22 protein-coding genes and 1 other RNA gene are annotated in these 26,539 nt (G+C 38.8%); 14 read left to right on the plus strand and 9 right to left on the minus strand.

Translation table 11 applies throughout. The annotated features are described in order from the left end of the window. Positions 1-272 precede the first annotated feature (272 nt). The 6 genes from JKP71_RS00110 to JKP71_RS00135 all read left to right on the plus strand — a co-directional run bounded on the left by JKP71_RS00110 (position 273) and on the right by JKP71_RS00135 (position 9,659). Positions 273-1,754, plus strand: a complete 1,482-nt coding sequence (locus JKP71_RS00110) for a cytochrome ubiquinol oxidase subunit I (protein WP_200406583.1) — start codon at positions 273-275, stop codon at positions 1,752-1,754. Then, entirely contained in the window at positions 1,754-2,749 is a 996-nt protein-coding gene (cydB, locus tag JKP71_RS00115; protein ID WP_075525091.1) for a cytochrome d ubiquinol oxidase subunit II, read from the plus strand. The genes JKP71_RS00110 and cydB overlap by 1 nt, the downstream gene beginning before the upstream one ends. Before the next feature lie 194 nt (positions 2,750-2,943). Next, positions 2,944-4,731 carry a thiol reductant ABC exporter subunit CydD gene (gene cydD, locus JKP71_RS00120; RefSeq protein ID WP_200406584.1) on the plus strand — a complete coding sequence of 596 codons (1,788 nt, stop codon included), beginning with the start codon at positions 2,944-2,946 and terminating at the stop codon, positions 4,729-4,731. Beyond that, on the plus strand, positions 4,728-6,458 hold the full coding sequence (gene cydC, locus JKP71_RS00125) for a thiol reductant ABC exporter subunit CydC (protein ID WP_200406585.1): 1,731 nt from the start codon (positions 4,728-4,730) through the stop codon (positions 6,456-6,458). Before cydD ends, cydC begins: the two co-directional genes overlap by 4 nt. 290 nt (positions 6,459-6,748) lie before the next feature. Beyond that, complete coding sequence (locus tag JKP71_RS00130; RefSeq protein ID WP_200406586.1) at positions 6,749-7,615, plus strand: MarR family winged helix-turn-helix transcriptional regulator; 867 nt, start codon at positions 6,749-6,751, stop codon at positions 7,613-7,615. 274 nt (positions 7,616-7,889) lie between these two features. Then, entirely contained in the window at positions 7,890-9,659 is a 1,770-nt protein-coding gene (locus JKP71_RS00135; RefSeq protein ID WP_200406587.1) for an ABC transporter ATP-binding protein, read from the plus strand. Between the two features lie 96 nt (positions 9,660-9,755). Here the strand turns inward: JKP71_RS00135 and JKP71_RS00140 are convergent, their stop codons facing one another. The 3 genes from JKP71_RS00140 to JKP71_RS00150 all read right to left on the minus strand — a co-directional run bounded on the left by JKP71_RS00140 (position 9,756) and on the right by JKP71_RS00150 (position 12,872). Next, on the minus strand, positions 9,756-10,394 hold the full coding sequence (locus JKP71_RS00140; RefSeq protein ID WP_200406588.1) for a DedA family protein: 639 nt from the start codon (positions 10,392-10,394) through the stop codon (positions 9,756-9,758). 169 nt (positions 10,395-10,563) lie between these two features. Continuing rightward, complete coding sequence (locus JKP71_RS00145; protein WP_200406589.1) at positions 10,564-12,564, minus strand: ABC transporter ATP-binding protein/permease; 2,001 nt, start codon at positions 12,562-12,564, stop codon at positions 10,564-10,566. A gap of 89 nt (positions 12,565-12,653) precedes the next feature. Continuing rightward, positions 12,654-12,872 (minus strand): zinc ribbon domain-containing protein, encoded by a 219-nt coding sequence (locus JKP71_RS00150; protein WP_075525112.1) that lies wholly within the window; start codon positions 12,870-12,872, stop codon positions 12,654-12,656. A gap of 344 nt (positions 12,873-13,216) precedes the next feature. On the opposite strand from JKP71_RS00150, the gene JKP71_RS00155 reads away from it, so the two are divergent. The 8 genes from JKP71_RS00155 to JKP71_RS00190 all read left to right on the plus strand — a co-directional run bounded on the left by JKP71_RS00155 (position 13,217) and on the right by JKP71_RS00190 (position 19,821). Then, positions 13,217-13,876: a YoaK family protein gene (locus JKP71_RS00155; RefSeq protein WP_075525084.1), complete on the plus strand. Its 660-nt coding sequence runs from the start codon at positions 13,217-13,219 to the stop codon at positions 13,874-13,876. A 115-nt stretch (positions 13,877-13,991) separates the two neighbouring features. Then, positions 13,992-14,654, plus strand: coding sequence for a Crp/Fnr family transcriptional regulator (locus JKP71_RS00160; protein WP_200406590.1), 663 nt, complete (start codon positions 13,992-13,994; stop codon positions 14,652-14,654). Positions 14,655-14,787: 133 nt separating this feature from the next. Next, on the plus strand, positions 14,788-15,891 hold the full coding sequence (locus tag JKP71_RS00165; RefSeq protein ID WP_200406591.1) for a vitamin B12 independent methionine synthase: 1,104 nt from the start codon (positions 14,788-14,790) through the stop codon (positions 15,889-15,891). Between the two features lie 123 nt (positions 15,892-16,014). Continuing rightward, a complete protein-coding gene (locus JKP71_RS00170; protein WP_200406592.1) occupies positions 16,015-16,767 on the plus strand; it encodes an MBL fold metallo-hydrolase in 753 nt (250 codons plus the stop codon). After that, the gene (gene tadA / locus JKP71_RS00175) at positions 16,755-17,240 is read left to right on the plus strand and encodes a tRNA adenosine(34) deaminase TadA (protein WP_234446088.1); all 486 of its coding nucleotides are present in this window, start codon (positions 16,755-16,757) and stop codon (positions 17,238-17,240) included. Before JKP71_RS00170 ends, tadA begins: the two co-directional genes overlap by 13 nt. A gap of 15 nt (positions 17,241-17,255) precedes the next feature. Next, positions 17,256-17,341, plus strand: an RNA gene (gene ffs / locus JKP71_RS00180) — signal recognition particle sRNA small type. Between the two features lie 322 nt (positions 17,342-17,663). Continuing rightward, the gene (locus tag JKP71_RS00185) at positions 17,664-18,494 is read left to right on the plus strand and encodes an Rgg/GadR/MutR family transcriptional regulator (RefSeq protein ID WP_200406593.1); all 831 of its coding nucleotides are present in this window, start codon (positions 17,664-17,666) and stop codon (positions 18,492-18,494) included. Positions 18,495-18,588: 94 nt separating this feature from the next. Beyond that, positions 18,589-19,821, plus strand: a complete 1,233-nt coding sequence (locus JKP71_RS00190) for a M20/M25/M40 family metallo-hydrolase (protein WP_200406594.1) — start codon at positions 18,589-18,591, stop codon at positions 19,819-19,821. Positions 19,822-19,881: 60 nt separating this feature from the next. On the opposite strand, the gene JKP71_RS00195 is transcribed toward JKP71_RS00190, so the two are convergent. The 6 genes from JKP71_RS00195 to menD form a co-directional block, all read right to left on the minus strand. Continuing rightward, positions 19,882-20,292, minus strand: coding sequence for a PaaI family thioesterase (locus JKP71_RS00195; protein ID WP_200406595.1), 411 nt, complete (start codon positions 20,290-20,292; stop codon positions 19,882-19,884). Positions 20,293-20,400: 108 nt separating this feature from the next. After that, positions 20,401-21,522: an o-succinylbenzoate synthase gene (gene menC, locus JKP71_RS00200; RefSeq protein WP_200406596.1), complete on the minus strand. Its 1,122-nt coding sequence runs from the start codon at positions 21,520-21,522 to the stop codon at positions 20,401-20,403. After that, a complete protein-coding gene (gene menE, locus JKP71_RS00205; protein ID WP_200406597.1) occupies positions 21,519-22,874 on the minus strand; it encodes an o-succinylbenzoate--CoA ligase in 1,356 nt (451 codons plus the stop codon). The genes menC and menE overlap by 4 nt, the downstream gene beginning before the upstream one ends. A 126-nt stretch (positions 22,875-23,000) precedes the next feature. After that, the gene (gene menB / locus JKP71_RS00210) at positions 23,001-23,843 is read right to left on the minus strand and encodes a 1,4-dihydroxy-2-naphthoyl-CoA synthase (RefSeq protein WP_003132444.1); all 843 of its coding nucleotides are present in this window, start codon (positions 23,841-23,843) and stop codon (positions 23,001-23,003) included. Positions 23,844-24,064: 221 nt separating this feature from the next. Beyond that, positions 24,065-24,886, minus strand: a complete 822-nt coding sequence (gene menH / locus JKP71_RS00215) for a 2-succinyl-6-hydroxy-2,4-cyclohexadiene-1-carboxylate synthase (protein WP_200406598.1) — start codon at positions 24,884-24,886, stop codon at positions 24,065-24,067. Continuing rightward, positions 24,876-26,531 (minus strand): 2-succinyl-5-enolpyruvyl-6-hydroxy-3-cyclohexene-1-carboxylic-acid synthase, encoded by a 1,656-nt coding sequence (menD, locus tag JKP71_RS00220; protein ID WP_200406599.1) that lies wholly within the window; start codon positions 26,529-26,531, stop codon positions 24,876-24,878. The genes menH and menD overlap by 11 nt, the downstream gene beginning before the upstream one ends. Positions 26,532-26,539: the final 8 nt, after the last annotated feature.

Here is a 26,539-nt window from a genome sequence, read left to right on the forward strand (position 1 = left end):
GTCTTTTTTAGTTGTACATAACAGTGTGTTGATTATGTTAAAAGAAATTGACAGTTAAATAATTTTTATCTCCGCTTACATCATGTTAAAATAAAGTGTAAAGAAATTTAAATAATAGGCAAATGGTGCCCAATTACTAGAAATTAGGGTGAAAAAAGAAAAATCAAGGAATTTATTTATCTCATCGACATTATTATTTTTCTTTGAGAAAAAATTTCTTTTTTTGTTCTGTCTTGGGGTATCTTTGTGGAAAAAAATTGGAGGTTGGTTAAATGTTAACCATTGAAAATCTCGCGCGCTTTCAGTTCGCGATGACAACAATTTTCCACTTTTTCTTCGTTCCACTTTCTGTAGGTACAGTCTTTATGACTGTTCTTATGGAAACAATTTATGTTAAAACGGGCGATGAAAAGTGGAAAAAACGCACAAAGTTCTTTGGCTCAATAATGCTTTTGTCCTTTGCAGTTGGTGTGGTAACAGGAATTATTCAAGAATTCCAGTTTGGTATGAACTGGTCAGATTATTCCCGTTATGTCGGAGATATTTTTGGGGCCCCCCTTGCTGTTGAAGCGCTCCTTGCGTTCTTTTTAGAATCAACCTTCCTGGGAGTTTGGATGTTTGGTTGGGATAAACTGGGTAAGAAACTTCACTGTGCGACATTATGGATTGTATTTATAGGAACTTTTCTTTCCTCACTCTGGATTTTAGCAGCCAACTCTTGGATGCAAAATCCTGTTGGTTACGAAGTGAAAGACGGTCGTGCAACTTTAACAAGCTTTTCGGCCTTACTTACAAATCCCCAAACCATTTTAGAGTTTAGTCACGTAGCGACAGGGTTTTTAGTTACTGGGGGCTTTGTTATTGCAGGAGTTTCTGCATACCAGATCCTTAAAAAGCGTGAAATTGACATGTTCAAACCAGTTTTACGCCTGGGACTTCTAGTTGCTCTTATTGGAGCGCTAGGAAACTTTGTAGCTGGTGACCAACAAATGCTCGAAGTTCAACGTACACAGCCTATGAAATTTGCTGCTACCGAAGGGGTTTATGAAACAACACCTGACCCAGCAGCATGGGATATGGTTGCCTTCTTTAACGAGGCAGAACACCGAGAAGTCTTTGGTATTCAAATCCCTTATATGCTCTCTATTCTGACCTACCACCGTCCTAGCGGTTCGGTCGAAGGAATGAACGAGATTAATGCCAAACTTCAAAAACAATTCCCTGAGGTGGCTAAGGAAATCGGTGGAAATTTCTTCCCACCTGTTACAGCACTTTTCTGGACATTCCGGGTTATGGCAGGGTTGTCGATGGCAATGATTTTACTCTCAGCTGTCGGTCTGTTTTTAACACGTAAGAAAAAACCAAGCTTATATGAAAATAATTTTGGCTTGCAAGTTTATCGGTGGTTCTTATTTGCTCCATTTTTGGCCATCACATCAGGATGGTTAGTGACAGAACTCGGACGGTATCCATGGACTGTCTATGGCCTGTTTACAATCCGGGATTCTGTTTCTCCTAATGTTTCCGTTGGTTCTTTGATTTTCTCCAATGTAGTTTATTTCCTTTTGTTCTGTTTCCTTGGAGGAGTAATGATTTATTTCACTATTCAACATATGAAAAAAGGAGTGGAAGGTGCCGAAACAGCCTATGTTTCACTCGATGCCTTTACGCAAGATGCCTTTAGTGGCCTTTCGGAAGAGGAACAACAAGAACAGACATCAGATAAAAATGAAGAAGAGGGGACTGATAAATAATGACAGGTTTACAACTTTTTTGGTTCATCATTGTTGGTGTGCTATTTAGTGGCTTTTTCTTCCTTGAAGGATTTGACTATGGGGTGGGAATGAGTACAATTACCATAGCCAAAGATAAGCGAGAAATCGAACAAACGATTGGCTCTATCGGGCCCGTTTGGGATTTAAATGAAGTTTGGCTTTTAACAGCTGGTGGTGCAATGTTTGCCTCTTTCCCTTATTGGTATGCTTCTTTATTTTCTGGCTTCTATCTGGTTTTGTTTTTGATTTTGGTCGGTTTAATTTTCCGAGGAGTAACGTTTGAGTTTCGTCATCATTCTCATACAGAGAAGGGCAAAATGATTTGGACACGTATCTTAGGTGTTGCAAGTTTTGCTATTCCTTTCCTTTTTGGTCTCATGTTTACGGCGATGATTCAAGGGGTACCGATGGATGAAAAAGGAAATGTTATGGCTACCTTTACCACTTATGTGAATTTCCTTTCAGTCGTAGGAGGAGTAGCAGTGATGCTTCTTTCATGGCTGCATGGTCTGAATTACTTGGCCCTTAAAACGGAAGGCGATTTACGAGAACGCGCGGCACGTGTAGCAAATAAATTATACTTCGTGCTTTATGCAGGAGAAGTCGTTTTCGCTATTTTAGTGGCGCTTTATACAGATTTCTTTGATAAACATTTCCTAGGAACGCTCATATTGCTTGCTGTTATCGTGGTATTAACACTTATCGCTCATTTGTCAGTACGTGCTAAAAAAGAAATGACTGCTTTTCTGGCTTCTGGATTGACTTTCATCGCCTTGGTCGCTTTAATTTTCCAAGGCATGTTCCCACGTGTAATGATCGCGACTAATGCAGCGCACAGCATCTTGATTAAAAATGCGAGCTCCACAGCCTATACTTTGAAGACGATGACCCTTATCACTTTGGTGATTTTACCCTTTGTCTTGATTTATATGGGTTGGACTTACTTCATTTTTAGAAAACGTATAGAAAAATAAACTTAAAGAAAATAACTGGTTAGGCCAGTTATTTTCAGATTGTACAAAAAATTGTTATAATGAGTGGATAAAGACTCACCACTACTAAGATCAGTATGATTTTTACTGATCAATTTTTTAAGAAGGAGACTGATGCCCTATTAAAATTTACTGACAGCGTGGTCAGTAAATTTTAATGTGTGTTGAACTTAATTATGATCGATAAATCTCTTTTTGAGCTGCCAGGAGTACGGAAAATGTTTCCTTTACTAGGAATATTAGCTGTATTTCAAGCAGCAGTGATTGCTTGCCAAGCTTTATTCATGGCAACGGCAATCACAAAATTCTGGAAAGGGGAATCCTTTTCAGGTGCTCTACCTTGGGTATTAGGCTTTGCCGTCTGTTTTATGGGACGTGAAGTGATTAATTTCTTCCGTTCTAAAAGTTTAGATAAGTTGGCTTATCGTTTGGCCTCCAAACTACGTGGGGATATGTTGGATAAATTTTTCCGGTTGGGACCTTCGAGTGTCGCTGAACTGGGTTCGGGGTCGGCAGCAACTACTGTGATTACGGGGATAGATCAAGTTGAGGATTATATCAAGCTTGTTTTATCAAAAGTACTTAACATGATGATTGTCCCCCTACTTATTTTGGTTCCGGTCTATCTTTTAGATTGGCAAAGTGGAATCGTTTTGACTTTAACTTTTCCTTTTGCAATCATCTTCATGATCTTATTGGGTTATGCAGCACAAGGAAGAGCAGAACGTCAATATAAAACTTTTCAATATTTATCTAATCACTTTTTGGATTCATTACGCGGTATTGCCACCTTACGTTATTTTGGTCTGTCAAAAGATTATGCTAACTCTATTTACCGAACGTCAGAAGATTTTCGTAAGGAAACCATGGGTGCTTTGCGGATTGCCATGCTTTCTACCTTTGCACTAGACTTTTTTGCTAGCTTATCTGTAGCGATTGTTGCTCTATTTTTAGGTTTACGCCTGATGAATGGAGAAATTTTACTTTTTCCTGCTTTAGCAGCTTTGATTATGGCTCCAGAATATTTCCTTCCGCTGCGTGACTTTGCGAGTGATTATCATGCAACACTAAATGGTAAGAACGCCTTAGCGGCTGTTAACGAAGTTTTAGCCCAGCCTGAAGTAACACAACAAGTCTTGGATGAACCCTTACGTTGGGATGAAAAGGCACAGCTACAGCTGACAAATCTGTCAAAAATTTACGAGACAGGACGGGGAATTTCAGAGGTCAATTTGGAGCTGCAAGGTTTTCAAAAAGTTGCCTTGGTAGGGAGCTCAGGATCCGGAAAATCGACGTTACTTTCTATGCTCGCTGGTTTTATGGTGCCCTCTTCTGGCGAAATTAAGATCAATCAGCAAAAATTAGAAACCTTAACGGATGAAAAATACCGGCAGTCTGTCCAATTTATTCCGCAAAAAACATATATTTTCTCAGGAACTTTCCGTGAAAATTTAGCCTTTTATGAGCCAACAGCTACTGATGAAGCAATTATTCAAGCTGTTGAACTTGCAGGTTTAACCTCATTGTTAGAAGAAATAGGATTGGATGGCCAGATTGGGGCGAGTGGTCGGACCATTTCAGGGGGGCAAGCTCAACGTGTCGCATTAGCTCGTGCTTTTCTGAGTCGTTCGAGAAATATTTTATTATTGGATGAACCGACGGCTCATCTCGATATCGAAACAGAACTTGAAATCAAAGCCAACATCTTGCCTTTATTAGAAAATAAATTGGTTTTTATTGCTACGCACCGTCTGCACTGGCTGTCTAGCATGGATAAGGTCATCGTTTTAAATGAAGGCAAAGTTGAAGGAGTTGGCTCGCATGAGGAACTTCTTCAAACAAATGTCTATTATCAAACCTTATTAACCCAAATGCGTGGTGTTGACGACGAAAAAAAACAGCTGACAGAGCTGTCAGTGACTGACCAGCCCGTATCAGAAGCAAAAGGAGGGCAGGATAAATGAAATTAAAAACGATTTTATTTGGAAATGACTGGATTACACCATTTTTGAAGAAATATCGTAAAGGATTTGTCTTAGCTATTTTTCTTGGAACAATTACGATGGCCATGGCTGGTCTTTTGATGTTTAGTTCAGGTTATGTGATTTCAAAATCAGCAACTAAACCAGAAAATATTTTGATGATTTATGTTCCTGTCTTGTTTGTGCGGATTTTCGGGATTGGTCGTCCTGTGATGCGCTATGTTGAGCGGCTCACGTCTCATAACTGGATTTTGCGGATTACCAGCCTTTTACGAAAAAAGCTTTATTTGCGCTTAGAAAAATCTGCAGTTAACTTATCTGAACGCTACAAATTGGGTGAGTTATTAGGCGTGCTTAACGAAGATATTGGAAATTTGCAAGACTTATTTTTACGGACACTCTTCCCAGTACTTATTGCAGGAACCTTAGCTATTGCTTTAGTCATTGCTAGTGGATTTTTCTCTCTATGGTTAGCATTAGGTGTGGCTCTGTTTTTAGGATTCTTAATTGTTGTCTTACCATTGATTTCCTTGAAATTTACGGTGAAGCTTGATGAAGAATTAAAAGCTTACCGTAACGACCTATTTTCACATTTGACTGACGATATTTTAGGACTACAAGACTGGGTACTTTCTGGCCGTAAGGAAGATTTCCTCACAGCTTATCGAGGAGCAGAAGTTTCCGCTAGAAAACGTCAGGCTAAACTGCTATCCTTTGGCAGAAAGAGAAATCTCTTTTTACAAGTTGTTTATACTTTACTAGTAATTTACTTGATGGCTTGGTCATCAGGTGCCTTGAATACAGGTGATGCTCCCAACTATATCGCAGCTGTTAGTTTAATGGCTTTCCCACTCTTTGACGCTTTTTCACCTTTGTCTGATGCGGTTGTTGAAACCAACCGCTATGGAGATTCCGTGCGAAGATTAAATGATCTGCCCGATCCTAATGAAACCCTTCGTGATCAAGTTATTACTGACGTGGACTTGAGGATTGAGCATCTTGACTTTGCGTTTGAAGAGGAGAAAAAACTTTTCCATGACTTCAGTTTGCAAGTAAAAAGAGGCGAACATCTTGCCATCCTTGGCCGTTCAGGTGTTGGTAAATCCACACTTGCAGGCCTTATTCGAGGGGATTTAATTCCTCAAAAAGGTAATATCTCCTTTGGTGATATAGCACCTTACAAAGCTAAAAATGTTGAAGACAAGATTGGAGTTATTAATCAATCCCCCTATCTTTTTGCAGCAAGTTTGCGTTCTAATCTCACACTTGCAAATTTACATGCTACAGATGAAGAAATTTGGGAGGCTTTAGAACTAGTCGGCTTGCGAGAAATGGTAGAAAAATTGCCTAAAGGTCTTTCTGAAGAAGTCGATGAAGCTGGAGAACGCTTTTCTGGTGGTGAACGTCAGCGATTGGCTTTAGCAAGAATTTTACTTTCGGATGTAGAAGTAGTAATTTTAGATGAACCTACGGTATCACTTGATCCTATCACTGAAAACCAACTTCTTCGTCTATTTTTTGAACGTTTACGACACAAAACTATTATTTTTATTACCCATCATCTTTTAGGGGTTCATCAAATGGACCGTGTTCTTTTTCTCGAAGAGGGCAGGATAAAGTTTGATGGCTCCCCCGCCAATCTTATGGCTTCAAACGCTACGTTCCAACAGCTCTATAAGCTGGATCTAGGAGAAGAAAAGACAGATTGAAGTCATCTAAAAACAGTCTTATGACTGTTTTTTTCTTTTTTATTTAGTTTATTGTTGACAAAACTAAATAAAAGTTCTATAATTTTTTTAGTTAGTTAATTAGAAAGTAAACTAACTAAAATCAAAGGAAAGAGGAAACAAGTTGGTAAAAGTTTTATATAGCTTACTTAAACAGCTGATTCAACATTATAACCGCTCGGTAGATTGTCTAGCCTATGTATACGATGATGAACTGGATACAATTTCCTCACGAACGATGACTCAAAAAAGAACTTAAGGAGGACAGCACTATGTCTGAACAAACTAATCACCTTTTACACCTTTTCTCAAAATTACTTCGCAATCCTAGTGTTTTATTTGCCTTGCGTACAGATAAATTCTCTAGTCAAATGAGAAATAGAGGGAATCGTACCGGGGCCCAAGGCTTATTAGTAGAGCTTTGGAAAAAAGATGGTTTAACCAATGCAGAAATTGCAGAACTACTTGATATTAAGCCTTCCAGTGTAACGGCTCAAGTGAAACAATTAGAAGAAGCACAAATGGTTATACGAAAACAAGATGAAAAAGATAAACGTGTAAATCGTGTTTTCTTAACAGAAAAAGGACGAGCAGCGCAAGAAACTCGTGATACGTTCCAAAATGATGTTTCTGAAAATATTTTTGGTGCACTTAATGAAGAAGAACAGGAACAACTGCTTCGTTTAATGGAAAAACTTGTAGCTGAGAATGATCCTCATGATGAAAAAGAATTTCAAAGAATGGCTCAATTTTTTGGAGGGCCAATGATGGAAAATATGATGAATGCTCATGATCGGCATGCTTTTGGAAATCATATGCGTCGTGAAATGCAAAATTGGCAACGAGAAATGCGTCGCTCTGCTCAAGAAATGAAAAAATCTCAAAATCATATGCGTAAACAAGCAAGAGATAATGCACCTTTTGGAGAAGATTGGAAAATTTTTGGTCAACAAATGAAAGAAAATTTTCAGCAACATTTTGATCCGCGCAATCAAACGGGTTTCAACGCTCCCTGGGAAAATTTTGATAATGAAATGGATGAACGCTTCAAAAATTTCTCAGATACAACAACCAAAGAAAAGAAGAATAAAGATTCCGTTCAAGATCCAAAAGAACCTGATAATTGGGACGACTTTTAAATGATATAGTGTTTGGACCCAAAGATGAAGATGAAAGAAAGTTATTAAAAACGCGATCTAAGGATGCCTTTCAACCTGCCAGCAATAAAATAGCTTTGCTCGCCAAACGCCAAAGTGTAAATTTTTATTGATGCCAATAAAGGGTTAGCAGATGAACAAGGCAATCTAAAAAAAGAAATTACGTTTGATGGTTTGCATATGCTGCCAAAAGGATATGAGATTGTTTTAAAAAAACTGATGACTTATCTAGAAAATGAATAAAGGAAGTAAAAAAATGGAAAGAGGTTCACAACCTTATCAACACATTGAAAAAAAAGCTGTCGATAAAACATCTATGAAACATTTTATCGCGTTAATCCGTGCGGCTAAACCACGCTATCTATTTTTTGCGATAGGAATCCTTGCTGGGATTATTGGAACATTTATTCAGTTACAAGTCCCCAAGATGGTTCAACCACTTGTGAATAGTTTTTCACAAGGTGTAGATGGAAGTAAAGTAGCAGTAGTTATAGCACTTTATATTATCTCTGCACTGGTTTCTGCAGGAGCTGCTATCGTATTAGGATTTTTTGGAGAGTCCGTCGTTAAAAATCTCCGCACACGTGTCTGGGATAAAATGATTCATCTCCCTGTTAAATATTTTGATGAAGTCAAAACCGGAGAGATGTCTTCACGTTTAGCTAATGATACAACGCAGGTAAAAAATTTAATTGCTAATGCCATTCCACAAGCCTTTACTTCTATCTTGCTTTTGATTGGTTCAGTAATCTTTATGATTCAAATGCAGTGGCGCTTAACCCTAGCGATGATTATTGCGGTACCTGTCGTGATGCTGATCATGTTTCCCATCATGACTTTTGGTCAAAAAATTGGTCGTACGCGTCAAGATTCACTCGCAAATTTCCAGGGGATTGCTAATGAATCCCTTTCAGAAATTCGCTTGGTTAAGGCTTCAAATGCAGAGAAAGAAGCATCAAATAAAGCAGAATCTGATGTTAACGCCTTATATAAAATTGGGATACGTGAAGCCGTATTTGATGGTCTAATGTCTCCTATTATGATGCTTTCCATGATGCTTATGATCTTTGGGTTACTTGCCTATGGGATTTATCTCATTTCAACGGGTGTAATGAGTCTGGGGACGCTACTTGGGATGATGATGTATTTGATGAACTTGATTGGTGCAGTTCCTACTGTGGCCACGTTCTTTACAGAATTAGCCAAAGCTTCGGGTTCAACTGCACGCCTGACGGAATTATTAGAAGAAGACCAAGAAGTGCTTCATCAAGGCGTGACTGTTGATTTAGAAGGAAAAGTTTTAGCAGCTCATGCGGTTGATTTCGCCTATGATGAATCTGAAAAGATCCTTCAAGGAATTAGCTTTGAAGCTAAACCCAATTCCATTATTGCCTTTGCAGGTCCTTCGGGTGGTGGTAAATCAACTATATTCTCTCTTTTGGAACGTTTTTATCAACCAACAGCTGGAGAGATTACGATAGGGGAACAACCTATTGAGGAACTTTCTCTAGAAAGTTGGCGGAGCCAAATTGGTTTTGTCTCACAAGATTCGGCGATTATGGCAGGGACGATTCGAGAAAATTTGACTTATGGGTTAACTGGACATTATAGTGATGAACAACTTTGGCAAGTACTAGATTTAGCTTATGCGCGGGCTTTTGTGGAAAATATGCCTGAACAGCTTGATACTCAAGTGGGAGAAAGAGGTGTTAAGATATCAGGCGGACAACGGCAACGTTTAGCCATTGCGCGAGCTTTCTTACGCGACCCTAAAATATTAATGCTCGATGAAGCGACAGCAAGTCTAGACAGTGAATCAGAAGCAATGGTACAACGTGCTTTGGATAGTCTAATGAAAGGACGGACAACGTTGGTAATAGCTCACCGGCTTTCTACAATTGTAGATGCAGATTGTATTTACTTCATTGAAAAAGGAAAAGTAACCGGTTCAGGAAAGCATCAAGAACTCGTGAAAGACCATCCACTCTATGCATCCTATGTTGCTGAGCAGTTGACAACTGCATAATAAAAGATAAGAACCGCGTCTCGTAACCTGATGTTATTAGACCGGTTTTTTATAAGCTTTACGCTATAAAAAAAGAGGTAAAATAAAAAACGCTACTTAGCGTTTTTTTACTTTGGTTGCTGGGGAAGGATAAAAGCGTTTTTTGATAAAAATTAGAAGCCCTGCAAGGAAAACTACACCCAGGATAACCACAGTTACTGTAGAGTAGGTATCAATTATGGTTGCTAAATTCTCCCAATTATCTCCTAAAACAGCTCCAAGTGAGACTAAAACGATATTCCAAATCAATGTTCCCAAAGTAGTTAAAAAGAGGAAAATAGGGAGTTTCATTTTAGCACTACCAGCGGGAACTGAGATTAAACTGCGAATTAAGGGAATGAAGCGGCAAAAGAAGATAGTGGCATTCCCTCTTTTCAGAAACCATTGCTCAGCCTTTTGGATATCCCCTGCTTTTAAGCGAAGGATTCTTCCTAACTTACCTGAAACAAGTGTCTCTAAGCGTTCAACACTCAAGAGGCGGCCAACAAAGTAGAGAATTAAAGCTCCGAGTACTGAGCCAATGGTTGCAGCGATGATCATTCCGATGATCCCAAGTTCACTATAAGTCGTCATGAAGCCACCAAAAGTCAAAATTACTTCTGAGGGAATTGGTGGAAAGATATTTTCAACCATGATGAGAAAAGCGACACCGAAGTAGCCAAATTGGTTCATGACTTGGATAATTATTTCTTGCATTCTTGCTCCTTTTTGATCGTCTGTTATTTTTATTGTAACATAAGCTGAAAGAGGGACAAAGTAATATAAAAAATAGGCTTTGTCAGCGGGCAAGGTCTATTTTTTACTGATGAGTAAACTCATCGGGTGTTAAATTGAACTGACCAAATGATCAGTAGTTGAATTGGATTTACTCAGCAGAGAGTGCTTCAATAGTATTTAAGCGAGCAGCACGTCCACTAGGAGCAAGGCTTGCAAGTAACGCAATCAAGATGGCAACAATGATGGCAAAAATTACATTTCCTGTCGAGATTTGGACAATATTAGCACCATCAAGGAAACTTTCAAGGGCTTTATTGATGAGCGCTTGGCCTGCATAAGCGAGGACAATGGCAATTGCTGCTGAGGATACGCCAAGAATCAGGCTCTCAGAAGTAAAAAGACGAGAAATATCTTTCTTACGACCACCAAGTGCACGGATAACCCCGATTTCTTTGGTACGTTCAGCAACGCTCATGTAAGTTGTGACAACAATCATGAAAATAGAGACGATTAAGCTAATCCCTGCGATAGCAGCAAGAACATAGCTGACGATGTTAGTAATATTGGTTACCAAATCGAGAATTGAAGTTGTACTAAAAGTGACAAATGCTTTGTTTCCATCCACTTTAAGCGCTTGGATATCAGAGATAACGCCTTTAACATTGTCAACTTTATCTGCTGTAACAACGGCATAAGTAGCATTTGTGTCAGCATCTACGGCAGACAAGGAAGCTTTAATCGTATTGTAAGTTGCAATTACACTGCTAGAAGAACTTGAGCCAGCAGCATTTTCAGGGTCTTTTAGAATACCAGAAATTTTAAAGTCTTTGCTGACTTGAACTGCTGTACCATTACTTGTTTTAGCTTGGAATGTGAAATTAACTGTTTTCCCAACCAGGGATTTATAATCCGCATTGAGGGCTTTTGCATCGGCAGTATGGAGAGCAATTTCACCATCTTTAGGCTTAGCCCCAGCGGCATATTCGTCGTTGATATTCGACTCAGTCCAAGTATCAAGTGTGAATAAACCAGCTTTTGTTTTATCATTGTATTTGAGACTACTCATTCCTGAAAGTGAATAAGTAGGTTCTACCTTTTTGACATGATCAATGTTCTTGAGTTTATTGAGGTGATCATTATCAAGGTTTCCAGTAGAAGTTCCAAGTTCTTGTTGACTTTGCTGGAGCGCCTGTTCGTTACTGAGTTTATTATCCGTAGTGGTACGCTTGAATACGGTCACGACATTAGGGTTAACATTTGAACTGATCGTGTCATTCATATATTTGGTCGCACCATTGCCTAAACCTAAGAAGAAAATGACGGAGAAGAGTCCAATCGCTGTACCTAGTGCAATTAACAAGTTAATTTTCCAAGAGTGCGTAAAGTGTTTGAAGGCGGTGCGGAAAGTATCACGATAAGTCAATGCTTTAGATTGGACACGTTCGTGACTTTCGACTGGATAAGCTGGTTTTAGCCGCTCATCCCCTGTAATTTGTCCATCTGCTAAGCGAATGATACGTGTCCCATAGTCAGCAACTTCTTGAGAGTGAGTGACAACGATTACCGTTTTACCCGATTGAGCAATTTCACGGAGTAAAGCGAGGACTTCTTTAGTATTCTGTGAATCTAAGGCACCTGTAGGTTCGTCGGCTAAAATAATCTCAGGGTCAGAGGCTAAAGCTCGCGCGATAGCGACCCGTTGTTTTTGCCCACCAGAGAGTTGCGAAGGATTTTTCTTACGATGCTCATAAAGCCCAACTTGTTTGGTCAACTCAATAGCGCGTGCATGACGTTCTTTATCTGAAAGATTCGTCATTTTCAGGCTGATTAAGATGTTATCTAAAACGCTCAAATAACTCACTAAGTTAAACGATTGGAAGATGAAACCAATCGTATCACGCCGATAGGCATCCATATCTTTTTCTTTTTTTGTTTTTTGAGCAATGCCATCAACGATAACATCCCCTTCGTATTTACGATCCAGACCACCGATGATGTTCATGAGAGTTGATTTCCCGCCCCCGGATTCTCCAAGAAGGCTAACGAAATCTCCCCGCTCAAACTCGAGGTCAATTCCTTTTAAGACGGGAAACTCTTCTTTTCCGAGGAAATAAGATTTTCGGATATTTTTTAGCTCCAAAACTGCCATAAATAATTCTCTTTTCTAAAATGTGTGTATTTTAATTATACCTTAAATTCCTTAAATAAAAATAAGACCAAGGTCTTATTTTTTTGAAATCAGCCATTTAATAGAAAATCTAGAATATTCATTCCTGTGCTTGTTTGGGCTTTATAAAGCTCCGTATAACCACACTGGGCACAAGAAATAGTAATGTATTTCTTATTTTGAACATTAAAAAACTTAGAAAAGTCCCCACCTGTAGCTTGAAATTGGTCCTGTTCAAAAGTGTGGTTAGCACACTTTAAACAAGTATATTGCTGTTTATAACCATTCATTGAAAAATCCTCCGTCTCCTCTAGTTGCTCCACTTTTCTCTCTTTTATTATAGCGTAAAAGCTTTGGATTATTTAATGATTTGAGAAAGCTCGAGAACTGAACATGTACGCGTTTACTTAACATTATTATAAACTATGGCCACTATATTGCAAAGAAAATGGCTTAGCTAGGCTTTAGATGGAATAAAAGACTAAAAAATAAGCGCTGACAGCCTGTGTAAGAACCCTCTTCATGGAAAAGTAGCGTTAAATTTACTGACAGCTCTGTCAGTAAATGGTCTGTCAAAAAGTGATGAAAACGGATAAAATTCGTCAGACGGCGTTTTTTTGTTATAATTTTAGCTATGGATAAACAAGTTAAGGAAAAAATGCGCATCGCATTGCTCTTTGCATTAAATGCAGGTTTTATGGATGGTTTCTCATTTTTCCATTTTGATGATCGTTTTATAGGTGCGCAGTCAGGAAATTTAATACAAGCGGGAATTAACATTGCTCAAGGAAATTTTCCTCGTTTTTGGAATTTTGTAATTCCAATGATTTTCTTTGTTTTAGGGGTTATGACTCGAGGCTTTTACTCCCATTATTTGATGAAACGTCACCGTTTTGATGCCACCTATCTCTTACTCATTCAATGGTTAGGAGTGACTACTTTTGCTATTGCTTATGGCTTAGGATTGCAACTTCCTGTGTCCGTCTATGTAGGACTTTTTAGTTTCTTTATGGCAATTCAATATGATGCCTTTACAAAAGTACATGGTCGCGCCTACGGGAGTATCTTCATGACGGGGAATATGAAATCAATGTCGGCTAATCTTGCTCAGTATTTTTTAACCAAGGATCAAGAAAAACTACGCTCTGCAGGAATTTATGTGTTGTTGATTGGAATTTTCTTTTTGGGGGCCATTATCGCCACCTTAGCGGGAAATTGGTTTGGCAGCTGGACAATGCTTGGCTCGACCATCTTGATTGGTGCGGCTTATCTGATTATGCGATTTGAAGTATGATAATTTAAAAACTTGATAATCCTCAAGTTTTTAAACCAATAAATGATTTATAATAAGGTAAAAGTTACTGACCAGCCTGTCAGTAATGACAAAAAGGATGGGAGATGAATAAAAAGTGCAAGAACATCATTGTATCACACAGGTTCCCCTTTTCAGTCAACTCGCACCAGAGGAACTTGCGAAAGTAGAGCAAGTGGTTCAGCACCAGAGCTTTCAGAAGGGAGAGCTTGTCTTATCGCCAGTCCAAGCACCCCGTTTGGTCATTGTAGCAAAAGGTGCCTTAAAAATCTATCGGCTTTCCGCAAGCGGTAAAGAGCAACTTCTGCGAGTGATAGAGCCTGGCGGTTACGAAGGAGAAGCTGCGCTTTTTGGTGTTGTCAATGAAAATATGTTTGGTGAGGTGATAAAAGATAGCGTGGTTTGTTTTGTAAAAAGCGAAGCTTTTAAAGAATTGCTTATGAATAACCCTGCACTGAGCTTAAAACTTTTAGAAATCAATGCTCAAAAAGCTGAACAAACAGAGCAACAAGCTGCTTATTTGGTCATGGAAAGTATCGAAAACCGCCTTGCTCACTACCTTTTACAACTTGCAAAAGCTACTGAAAGTTTAAATTTTGTTCTCCCGATGAAGATGAAGGACTTAGCTAATTTCCTTGGGACTACACCAGAAACTCTTTCACGCAAATTCAAAGGGTTTGAGATGGCCCAGTGTATTGAACGGCAGGGGAAAAAAATCCACCTCCTTGATCCAATGGCTTTAGAAGCGCACTATACTTAGTTAAAAAAGTCCATAAGCTGGACTTTTTTGCATAAAATATTTGCATTGCATCATTAAAAAATATGAAGACCAACCTTGAGGAGAGTTTGATAGAATAATAAGAAAGAAATAATATAGAATCTAGGTAGAGTTTATGACAAAAAATCGTTCACATTTTGATCACGTGGGAAGCTTTCTTCGTCCTCAAGAACTTAAGACTGCGCGTAATCAATACGAAGCGAATCAACTTTCACTTGCTGACTACAAGACGGTACAACATGAAGCCATTGAAAAACTTGTAAAAAAAGAAGTGGCAGTTGGACTAACTTCAGTAACAGATGGTGAATTTAACCGCTCATGGTGGCATTTAGACTTTCTCTGGGGGCTTAACGGAGTGGGTAAATATGAGCAAACTGATTCTTACAAGTTTCACGGGGCAAAAACCCGCACTACAAATATTGAATTGACTTCAAAAGTTGCTTATAATCCGAACCATCCCTTTTTTGAGGATTTTGAATTTCTTAAATCTATCCTCCCACCAGGTGTTGAACCTAAAGTAACTATCCCTTCCCCTTCGTTAATTCCAAATCGTGATGGTCGTTCAGACCGTTGGCCAGAATTTTATGGAAGTTGGGAAGAATTCTTAGATGATTTGGCTCAAGCTTATCATGAAACTTTGCTCCATTTTTATGAATTGGGTGCGCGTTATATTCAACTGGACGATACGACTTGGGCTTATCTTATTGCCAGATTACTAGATGATCCAGAAAATCATGAAAAGTATGTTAAGATGTGTGAAGACATTGTCTATCTTGTTAATCAACTCTTGAAGGATTTACCTGAGGACTTGAGAGTTTCAACTCATATTTGTCGAGGGAATTTCAAATCAACTTATTTATTTGAGGGTTCTTATGAGCCTGTGGCAAAATACTTAGGTCAGCTTAATTATGATACTTTCTTTTTAGAATACGATGATGCTCGCTCAGGTTCTTTTGCTCCTTTAGCAGAAATCTGGAATCAACGAAAAGATGTCTTGCTTGTGCTAGGACTTTTCACTTCTAAACATCCAGAACTTGAAAAGTATGAAGACATTAAAGCTCGCTTAGACGAGGCGCTTGAATCGATTCCACTTGAAAATTTAGCACTTTCAACACAATGTGGATTTGCTTCTACAGAAGAAGGAAACGATTTGACTGAAGAAGAAGAATGGTCTAAATTAGCACATATTAAAAAGTTTGTGGATGAAATTTGGAAATAAGAGAAAAGTGGTAGAGGCTACCACTTTTTTTGTTTGTCAGTAAAGATTAAATGGCGCATAAGCGAAATGAGCTTTGCTTTGTTATAATAGACTTAAGCAAAAATAAAGAAAGCGAGAAAAAATATGAAATTAACAGCACTAGGTGTTTGGGGCGGATATCCTACGCGCGATGCCGGAACAACCTCTTATCTTTTACAATCAGAATCAGGTTTTAACCTGCTTTTAGATTGTGGTTCACGCGCGGTGACAGAACTTGAACATGAATTGCAACCAACTCAACTTGATGGAGTTATTTTGAGTCATTATCATGAAGACCATATTGCAGATTTGGGGGCTCTGCGCCAATATCGTCAGCTTTATCCATTGGGTCAAGATGGTTGGGATGGCATGATGTTGCCTATTTATGGCCATGGGGAAAATGAATATGAATTTTCTAAACTAACTTTGGATAAGGTTTCTGAAGGTCATCTTTATGATGTCGAAAATGGAACAAAAGTTGGTCCTTTTGATATTACTTTTCTAAAAACAGTTCATCCTGTGGTGAATTATGCCATGCGCATTGTTGAACGCAGAACGGGACAAGTTTTGATTTATACTGGAGATACTGGCTATTTTGATGAATTGACTGACTTTGCCAAAGCGGCTGACCTTCTTCTTGCTGATGTTTATTTCTTTAAGGACAAAGCAAAAATGCCTAATCACTTATCATCCATTGAAGCCGGTCAAATTGCTAAGGAGGCAAAGGTTAAAAAATTAATTTTGACGCATCTGCCACAATTTGGTGATTTGGATATTTTACTGACGGAAGCAAAAGAAGCAGCGGGAGATACTGTCATTACTGATTTAGCAGTTCCGCATAAAAAATGGCAGCTCTAATGATGCAAGTTTTTACAGAAGAAGAAAAAGAATTTTTTATGGAAGAAGCACTCAAAGAAGCGCAGAAAGCAGCTGAAAATGAGGAGGTTCCTATTGGAGTTGTCATTGTTAAAGACGGCGAAATTATTGCGCGTGATTTCAATAGGCGAGAGCTTGATGGTCGGGCGACCCATCACGCTGAAGTTTGTGCGATTGAAGCAGCAAATCAGGCAGTGGGAAATTGGCGACTCCTTGATTGCGCCCTCTTTGTCACCATTGAACCTTGTGTCATGTGTGTCGGAGCAATTGGGTTGGCGCGGATTCCACAAGTCTACTTCGGGGCGACAAATCCTAAATTTGGAGGAACAGTCAGTCTCTATCAGATTTTAGAAGACAAGCGACTGAACCATCGCGTCCAAGTAGAATCGGGGATTTTAGAAGACGAGTGTGCAAAAATCATGCAAGATTTCTTTAAAAATAGACGAAAAAAATAAATTGTGTTATAATAGTTTTCGGAGCAATAAGTTTCTTACGAAGCGTGTCAGGACCTGACGGTAGCAGCACTAAGTATGGGGCTTATGTGCTCTTTTTTTTGTTTCTAAATAAAACAAATCTATTATAATCTCGCTTGAAACTCCTCAGGTGGAAGATCATTTAGTTATAAAATGAAGGCTATTTTGAAAGGGAGCCTTTTTTATTTAAGAGGATAGAGAATATGTACGCAAATAAGATGGTTAATCTTAAAATACTGAGAGCTGCATCTCCTTTCGATTGCCTCTTTGACGACTTTTTTAGGAGATGGCGTATCGAGCGTCCGATATAACGGAACAACGGACAAAAATCTTTTCCCTTGTTAAACAATGTATTATAATGAATATAACATTAATTCTCTATCCTTTTAGAATGAGGCACTTAAAATGGTTTATAAAAAGTATGGTGAAGTATTCAAAAGAATTCGCAAGCAACAGGGCTTTGCTATTTCTGATTTTACCTCAATTGGTATTCCCAAATCCACACTGTCAGATTTCGAGTGTGGGAAAACGATGATGAGTTTGGAAAAAGTGGACTCAGCACTGCAAAGAATGGGAAGTGGTTTAGCACAGTTTGATAATTATCTGAACAACTATATAACGGCAGATACTGTTTTATTATTAGAAGAAGCTGAGGAAGCGTATTTCAAAGATGATAGGAAAAAGTTGGAAGAACTTCTAACTATTAGTGAGCAACAACAATATAGGGTTGTTTATTCAGCAATAAAGATTATATTAGGTAGGCAAGAAGTTCAAGATATAAGCCGAACGACTACTTTTTTATTCGATGCACAGACTTGGGGCCATGCCGAACTGTACATTTATTATATTATCATGGACTTTTTGGATAATAATGAAATTTTAAAGATCTATGATAATTTCAAGAAAAATAGTAATGGAATTTGTGAATCTAGGATATTTAATAGAGAGATTGTTTTAGCTTTGTGCAGAGCTTCGAATGTATTAGCTTATCGTGGTTATAAAAGCGATTCACTAAAAATAATAAAATATATGGAAAAGCAAAAGCTGACAGAAGACAGAATGTTCTTGAGAATGTTACTTTATGGTACAAAAGGAGTTTGGATTTATCATTTTTTGAATAAAGATGAAGGGAGGGAAAAAATAAAATTCTTTCTTGATATTCAAAAAAAACTAAGTCCCTCAGAAATTTATATGTATTTTAATAAGCGATACCAAAAATATATAAATATTATATAGCCTGAGTAATAATAACCCAAACATTATCAGTAAAAGAGGCGGTATAAAAAAATTAAAGCAATCAGAATAACACATAATGTTAAAGGAGATAGAAATGAAAACAGAGCAAAAACTAAATATTTTTAAAGATATTGTAGCTATAGATACACAAGATAAAGACGAAAAAAAGGTTGCTGATTACCTTGCCCAATTATTTAAGAAGTATGGTATTGATGCTCGTAATATAGAAGTTAGTCCAGGGAGGGATAATCTTATTGCTTCCTTTGGAGAAGGTGAAAAAGTACTAGGGCTCACGGGACACATGGACGTGGTAAGTATAGGTGAAAAAAATAGCTGGACACATGATCCATTTGATTTGTATGAAAAAAATGGAAATCTTTTTGGACGTGGGACGTCTGATATGAAGAGTGGGCTTGCTGCGCTTGCTATAGCGATGATTGAACTGAAAGAGTCGGGTGAAAAATTTAATGGACAAATCAAGTTCTTAGCAACAGTAGATGAAGAAAAAAATGAATCGGGAGCAGAAAAATTTGTCGAATTAGGAGAAGTTGAAGATTTAGATGCTCTTATCGTTGCGGAGCCCTCTGGTGTTAATAAAAAAGAGATAGAAAATAATATTGGAAGTCTTCCTCTTCCAGATGAAAAAATACAAAAATTATTGAATGATAATAAAACTCAAGAACAACATTTTTTGATTTATGCGCATAATGGCTCTTACGATTACAAAGTTACTTCAACTGGCAAGACAGCCCATAGTTCAATGCCTCACTTGGGCATTAATGCAATAAATAATTTGATTATGTTTTATAATAAGCAAGAAGAATATTTTCAAAACACTAAATTAGTGGATGATACTTTAGGTAAGATTATTCCCGTAACGACATTGATAGATGGTGGGGATCAAATAAACTCCGTACCTGCGACAGCAAGTTTAACAGGGCGCATAAGGACTACACCAACGCATAATGCTGATATAATAACTCGTGACTTAGAAGCTATTATTGAAGAATTAAATAAAAAGCATGGGACCCGTTTGGAGCTAGAGGTAATAAATAATAAGCTTCCTGTTAAAAGTGATCCCAACTCCTCCTTTATAAAACTTGTAAAAGAATTAGGAGAAAAATATTTGATGCAAGATTACCCCCTTAGAGCTGTGGCAGGTGGTACAGATGCAGCTACATTCTTAAAAGGAAATCCTAACCTGCAAGTAGCTGTTGTAGGTCCGGGTAACAATACAAGCCACATGGTAGATGAGTACGTTAATAAAGAGATTTATCTAAAATGTATTGAGTTTTATAAAGAAGTAATCAAAGAATTCTTAAAATAAGATGAATAAATAATTTAAGATGAATAAATAATTATGGTTAAAAAAGCTCTGACAGATCTGTCAGAGTTTTTTTATAGGCACAAGGGCATTGACCACCGTGATTTGAGAGATGAGCTTTTCATTTTCATCAGTGATTTTGATTTCCCAAACGTGGTTACGTTTGCCATTTTTGAGCAGAAGACCGCGGGCATTTACGAAACCTTCGCATTTTTTGGGGTTGAGATGATTGGCATTTACGCTTTGACCAAGGGCAAAATATTGACCAGAGCCGATGGTATTACTGGCCATACCAGCTGTGATTTCAGCGAGGGCAAGACTTGCAACTCCATTTAAAAAGCCGTGCGGTTGAGCATGAAAAGCACTGAGGATCATTTTACTTGAGAACTTATAGCTGTTACTGACAGAACTGTCAGCATTCTCGTCAGTAAAAAGCTGAAAATCTGTGATATTGAGTTGGTCAATCATGTTCATTGGAAAATCTCCTTAATAAGATGTGAGACCGACTGTCATGAAATGATGAAAAAATAGGAAAAATGTGGTTCTGCACTTGTGCAGGTTCCAGTTTTTTCTTTTTTTCGTTCATTTCAAGGAGGTCAAGCTCAATTTATTTACAGTGTAGCGATCTAGCGCGACTTCATTAACGGACAGACCGATGCCAGCGCCAGTCGGGACGGTCATCCAACCGTTTGGAAAGGCAATTTCTGGTTGAATGAGGTCTTGGTCAAAATAATGCTTAGAATCGGATAAATCACCGGCCATCGCATTTCCAGAAAGCGCGGCGAGTTGGACATGGAGTATTTTTGAGATGCCAGACTCAACCATACTGCCAATCCAAAAGCCAATCTGATGCTGTCTGCAAAATTCGATGGCTTTTTGCGTTTGATAAAGTCCACCTAAACGACCTATTTTTACATTGAGCATCGTTTGAAAAGGAAGTTCTGTCAGTATTTTTAGACTTTCTAAATCTTGAACGGATTCGTCAAAGCAAAGGGGCGTTGAAAAGTTCACTGACAGCTCTGTCAGTAATTTTAATTCGGATAAATCTTTGATAGCAAAAGGTTCTTCGATACAAGCCAGACCAAGTTCGTCTAGCGCTTTGATGACTGGCCAGTCTGTCAGTTGAAAACTTCGATTGGCATCAAGAGCAAATGTAATTTGTGGATATCTTTTTACCAGCTTTTTAATCAAGTCAGTCCCAATTTGTGGACTAATTTTTAATTTAATTCTTTTGACGCCACTGTTAATAAGTTGGTCAATTTCCTTAATGGTTTGCGCATCAGACATTTGTCCAAGCACCGCACCACGTGGGATTTTATCAGCTAATTTTTCTTGGAAAAGTCCAGTAATCAAATTTTCATTTTTTTCTTTAAAATATAAATCTAGAAGGGCATTTTCTAGTCCAGCCAGTGCCATCGGTAAGGGCTTTCTAAAAAATTTATGGATCTCAAAAGGGTGTGAGAAGTCTTTTTGCAAAATTTCTGGCAGGTAAGTTTCTTCCAAAATTTTCCAAGCATCAGCAAAAGTTTCTGAAGTATAAAAAGGAGTCGTGAAAGCAACAACTTCACCAAATCCCGAAAGTCCGTTAGGACTTTCAACTTTTATAATAATTGTATCGCGGAGATTTAAGGAACCTTTGGCGGTCTTAAAATTAAATTTCATAGGGAGTTGAACATGAAACATTGTAATTTTTTCAATTCTCATCCTTTAAGCTCTTTTCTCAAGATTTTTCCAGACGCATTTTTGGGCAATTTATTCATGAAAGTGATGGATTGGGGTCGTTTGTATTTTGCCAGTTTTTCAGTGAGAAAGTTTTCTAATTTTTCTTGGGAAATATTGCCTGAAACGAAGAGAATTGGCACTTGTCCCCACTTGGCATCTGGCTTAGCAACAAGGGCACATTCCTTGATTTCAGGAAGAGAATAAACTAAATCTTCGATTTCTTTGGGGTAAATATTTTCACCGCCAGAAATAATGATATCTTTTCTGCGATTGAGCAGATAGAGAAAACCGTCCGCATCAAGGTAACCGATATCGCCAGTTTCAAAAGCAGTGCCGTAAGGCTTTTGGCCGAGGTAAGCTTTCATCAACATCGGAGATTTTAACCAAATTTCACCAACGCCAGCAAGGTCAGCTTGACGAATCTCAATTTCAACACCTGGTAAAGGTCGCCCGACAGAGCTTATTTTATCAGGGAAATCTAAAATATTAAAAGTGACAGATTGTGAAAAACTTTCAGTCATGCCATAAGTTTTGTAAATAGGAAGCCCTAATTCTTGGCATTTTTTGATTAAAGGTTGGGGAATAAATTCACCACCAAGTAGAATTAAACGTAAGTTATTGGCAGATAATTTGTCAGCAATTCTTGTAAGGAGGGTGGGAACGAGTGAAATCATGTTGATTTTCCCAGAATTGATCATTTCAAGAAGTTGGTTTTCATCAAATTTATCAACAATGGTCGCTGATGTTGCATTATATAAAGTACGCATGATAATGGAAAGTCCGGAGACGTGAAACATGGGTAAGATGACCAGCCAATTATCATTGTCATAAGCACCAAGCGTTTCCTTTGAGGCTTTGACGTGATTTGAAATCATGCCCCAAGTAATAGGGACAGATTTAAATTTTCCGGTAGTGGCGGAAGTGTTCATGATGACGGCAATTTTTTCATCAGGAAAATCTGCTGACAGACTTACAGGGGAAGGGTTACTAGTCCAAATTTCCGAAAAAGAAATGCTGTCAGCAATTTTTTCTGTCAGTGAATCCGATGTGAAGACTGTCTCAATCTCGAGTTCATTGACTTGCTCAGCCAGTTCGTATGTGGTTAGATGTGTATTCAAAAGAAGAACTTCTTTTGACAAACCGAGCAAGGCAAACAAAACGACGGCCATTTCAACAGAGTTTTCTGAAAGGAGGGCAACCCGTGATTGATTGTCAATAAGAGGAGCCAAATGTTCAGCCATCTTATTGACTTCCTGATTGATTTGGGCAAAAGTAGAGTCATTTAAAAAGTGTTTTTGGGGATAAAGTTCCGCCTGTTTTTTTAACCATTTCATTATTTAAGCTGTGAGCGAACTCAATTTTCTCCTTTCTGTGTATTTTTTACTGACGGAAATCCTGTCAGTAACTTTTAAATCACAAAAAGCGTCAAAAAGACGCTTTGTCAGCAATTTGGGAAATTTTTATGGGAATTTTGGAAATTGGTCAAAATCAGGTTTGCGTTTTTCCTTGAAAGCATCGCGTCCTTCTTTGGCTTCATCCGTGGTATAGAACATAAGTGTTGCATCTCCTGCAAATTGTTGCAGTCCAGCAAGTCCGTCAGTTGCAGCATTCATTGAACCTTTGAGCATACGAAGCGCCATTGGTGAGAGGGCAAGCATTTCTTGGGCCCATTGAACGGTTTCTTCTTCAAGACGGTCAAATGGAACAACAGTATTAACCATTCCCATGTCCATTGCTTCTTGGGCAGTATATTGACGGCAGAGGAACCAGATTTCACGGGCTTTCTTTTGCCCAACCATAGCAGCAAGTAAACCAGCACCATAACCCGCATCAAAAGAACCAACACGCGGACCAGTTTGACCAAATTTTGCGTTTTCAGAAGCAATTGTCAAATCACAAACGATATGTAAAACGTGACCTCCACCAATGGCAAAACCATTTACCATAGCAATGACAGGTTTTGGTGTAATCCGAATCAAATGTTGCAAATCTAAAACGTTCAAACGAGGAATTTGGTCTTCACCAACATAGCCACCATTTCCACGTACTTTTTGGTCACCACCAGAACAAAAGGCTTCTTTATCTTCACCTTTTCCATGATTGGCACCAGTCAAAATAATCACGCCGACATTGGTATCATCACGAGCGACACTAAAAGCATCAATCATTTCAACGACGGTTTTAGGGCGGAAAGCATTGCGAACTTCAGGACGATTGATGGTAATTTTAGCAATGCCATCATAAGTTTCATAAATAATATCTTCGTAGTTACGGTTGAGAGCAACCCAGTTAAATTTTGACATGATTCTCCTTTAAACAGAGCTTGAAATAAAACAGGCTCATCAATAGTTAATTAGTGAAACAAGACAGAAAGAAAGGCTTGTTTCAAAGTAGAACTGACCGAGCTGTCAGTGCTAAAGAGGGCTTATTGGCGGGATAAATTAATTATTGGCACCACTAAGATTTTGTCCTCAATAGGTCACACCCCTCAATCAATCGTATTTTTTCATTATATCATAAAGGCTCAGTGGCCCGTTAAAAATTCCCTTACAATGTGGTTATAAAGAGCAATGTTTTCTAAATGGATGTTATGACCACAATCCGGTACCGTGATGACTTGAACATTTTGACAAGGGGCGAAAACTTCTGCACCTAATTGTGTATATTTTTTATCCAAATCACCTGAGAGATAGAGAAGCTTGTACGGGAGGATATCGATTTGGTCGGCCACTGAAGTGAGTTCACCTTGCCCTGTACCGGCTAAGGTATTTGCTAAAGCGTGAGGTGAGTTCGACGCACGTCGTTGCCATATTTGAGCTTGGAGGGACTCAGAAAGGTGCTTCTGTGAGCTGAAAAGTCCAAGATTTCCCCAAAAATCAGCGAACCAGATTGGCCCTTTTTTCATGATGTTTTCAGCTAATTTTTCATCAGCTTTGCGACGATCGTCACGTTCTTTGGCACTATTTAGGCCAGGACCTGTCGATTCCAAGATTAAACTGCTTACCGAAGCTTGTGGATAAGTAAGACAATAGCGTAAGGCGAGCCTTCCTCCCATCGAATAACCGAGTAAAACAAAGGATTGATCACCAATAAGTGCTTTAATCAGCAAATCGAGCGCGTGAAGGAGGGGGGAAATCCGATAGGGCTCTCGTGCTCTGGGCTTATCTGTTTGACCATGCCCCAAAAGATCGATTGCGAATATCTGATAGCCCGGTAAGTCCAATAAATCCCAAGTTTCTGCGGATTCGGAGAAACCATGCAACGCGATAAGAGGCTTGCCTTTTCCGTGAATACGCACAGCATAGTTGATCCCTTCTATACTAAGGGTACGTCTTTCAAATTTCATATTCAGTATATTTTTGATGAAGCGCAAGGCTTAACGATTTATTAGTCTTGATCTCAAGGACGTGCATACCTGGTGTATTCACTGATTGAATCAAACATTTCTCAAAGTCTAAATCACCTTTAATTTCGTGGTAATCAAGACCAGTTAAAGGGGCTAAACCAGCAAAGTCAAGTCCATGAGGAGTAGAGAAGAGATAGTCAAAATGAGGAACACCTTTTTGGGCCAAATGATGAAAAATTCCTCCTCCATCATTGTTAAATAAAACAATGGTTAGATTGAGCTTATGGGTTTTCCCAATAATCAGACCATTCAGGTCATGGAGCATGGATAAATCTCCTGTAAGAAGAACGGTAGGACGCCCAGTAGTTGATAAACCAAGTGCTGTTGATTCGGTCCCATCAATCCCATTTACCCCACGATTGCCATAAAGGGTTACCTCAGAATCCTCTTTTTTCCACCAATAATCCACATCACGAATTTCCATACTATTAGAAACGAGCAACTGAGCGTTTTCAGGCATTAAGGCTTGCAACTTCTGCACAAAATGTCCTTCAAATGGTTGGTTTTCTGCTGCCACCAAATCAAGTTGTTGTCGCATCTTATGTTGGACGGCTTGCCATCTGCCTAGGTAATCAGTCTGAGCATTTGTAAGAGTTAAAGAGGTTACAAAATTTTTAATGTCACTTTGAACCATATAAGAAGTGGTCTGCGAAGGGTTACGATAATCAAGTGCAGGATCTACTTGGATAAAAGGAACATCTTCATGAAGGGCAATGAACTGTTGGAGCCGCTTTGAAACATTCATCTGACCAAATAAAAAGATAAGATCAGGTTTCAATTCTTTTTTCAGTTGAACATTACTCAAAAAAGCATCATAGCTATCCATAATATGGGGGTGGTCGTAATTTCTCATGTTGGATAGTGGATCCGCCAATAAAGGAGCGTTAAGCTTTTCAGAAAGCTGGAGCAGTGCTTCATGAGCAGAGGTCTCAATATTTGGACCAGCCAAAATAAGTGTGCGCTCCCCGATAAGCGTAGGATTAATGCTAGCACTCATCCTTCCTCGAGCTATCTGAAAAGGATGGCTACTACGTCCATAAGTATAATTTTCAGGAAGTAAGGCAGGAACTAAAGGATCCCGTAAGGGGATATTGATCTGGACAGGCCCTGCAAGATGGTCAATCGCTGCTAGTACTGCCCGTTGTGCAACTTTTCGTGGATAGGTCCAGTAGTGGGTTTCTTGGGGAGCCTCCAACGTCTCGAAATGGTTGACGAAGGTACCAAAAAAACGCGTTTGATCAACGGTCTGTGGCGCTCCCACGAATTGTAATTCGCTAGGACGATCAGCGGTTAAAATAATCAGGGGGATCCGACTCATTTTTGCTTCAGTCACAGCTGGGAAATGGTGTGCTGCGGCAGAACCCGAGGTACAAACGAGTACGACAGGGCGTTGTTGAGCTTTAGCAATACCTAGAGCAAAAAACGCGGCGGATCGCTCGTCAATATTGACATAGGTGTCGTATTTTTTGTACTCTTCAAAAAGCATAGCTAAAGCTGTAGAGCGTGAACCAGGACTAAACACTGCTTCTCGGACCCCTAGTCTGAACAACTCATCAACAAAAGGGGCTAAATATTCATTGGTCATGAAGGACA

Source organism: Lactococcus taiwanensis, from assembly GCF_014905395.1.
In the GTDB taxonomy this organism is placed as follows: domain Bacteria; phylum Bacillota; class Bacilli; order Lactobacillales; family Streptococcaceae; genus Lactococcus; species Lactococcus taiwanensis.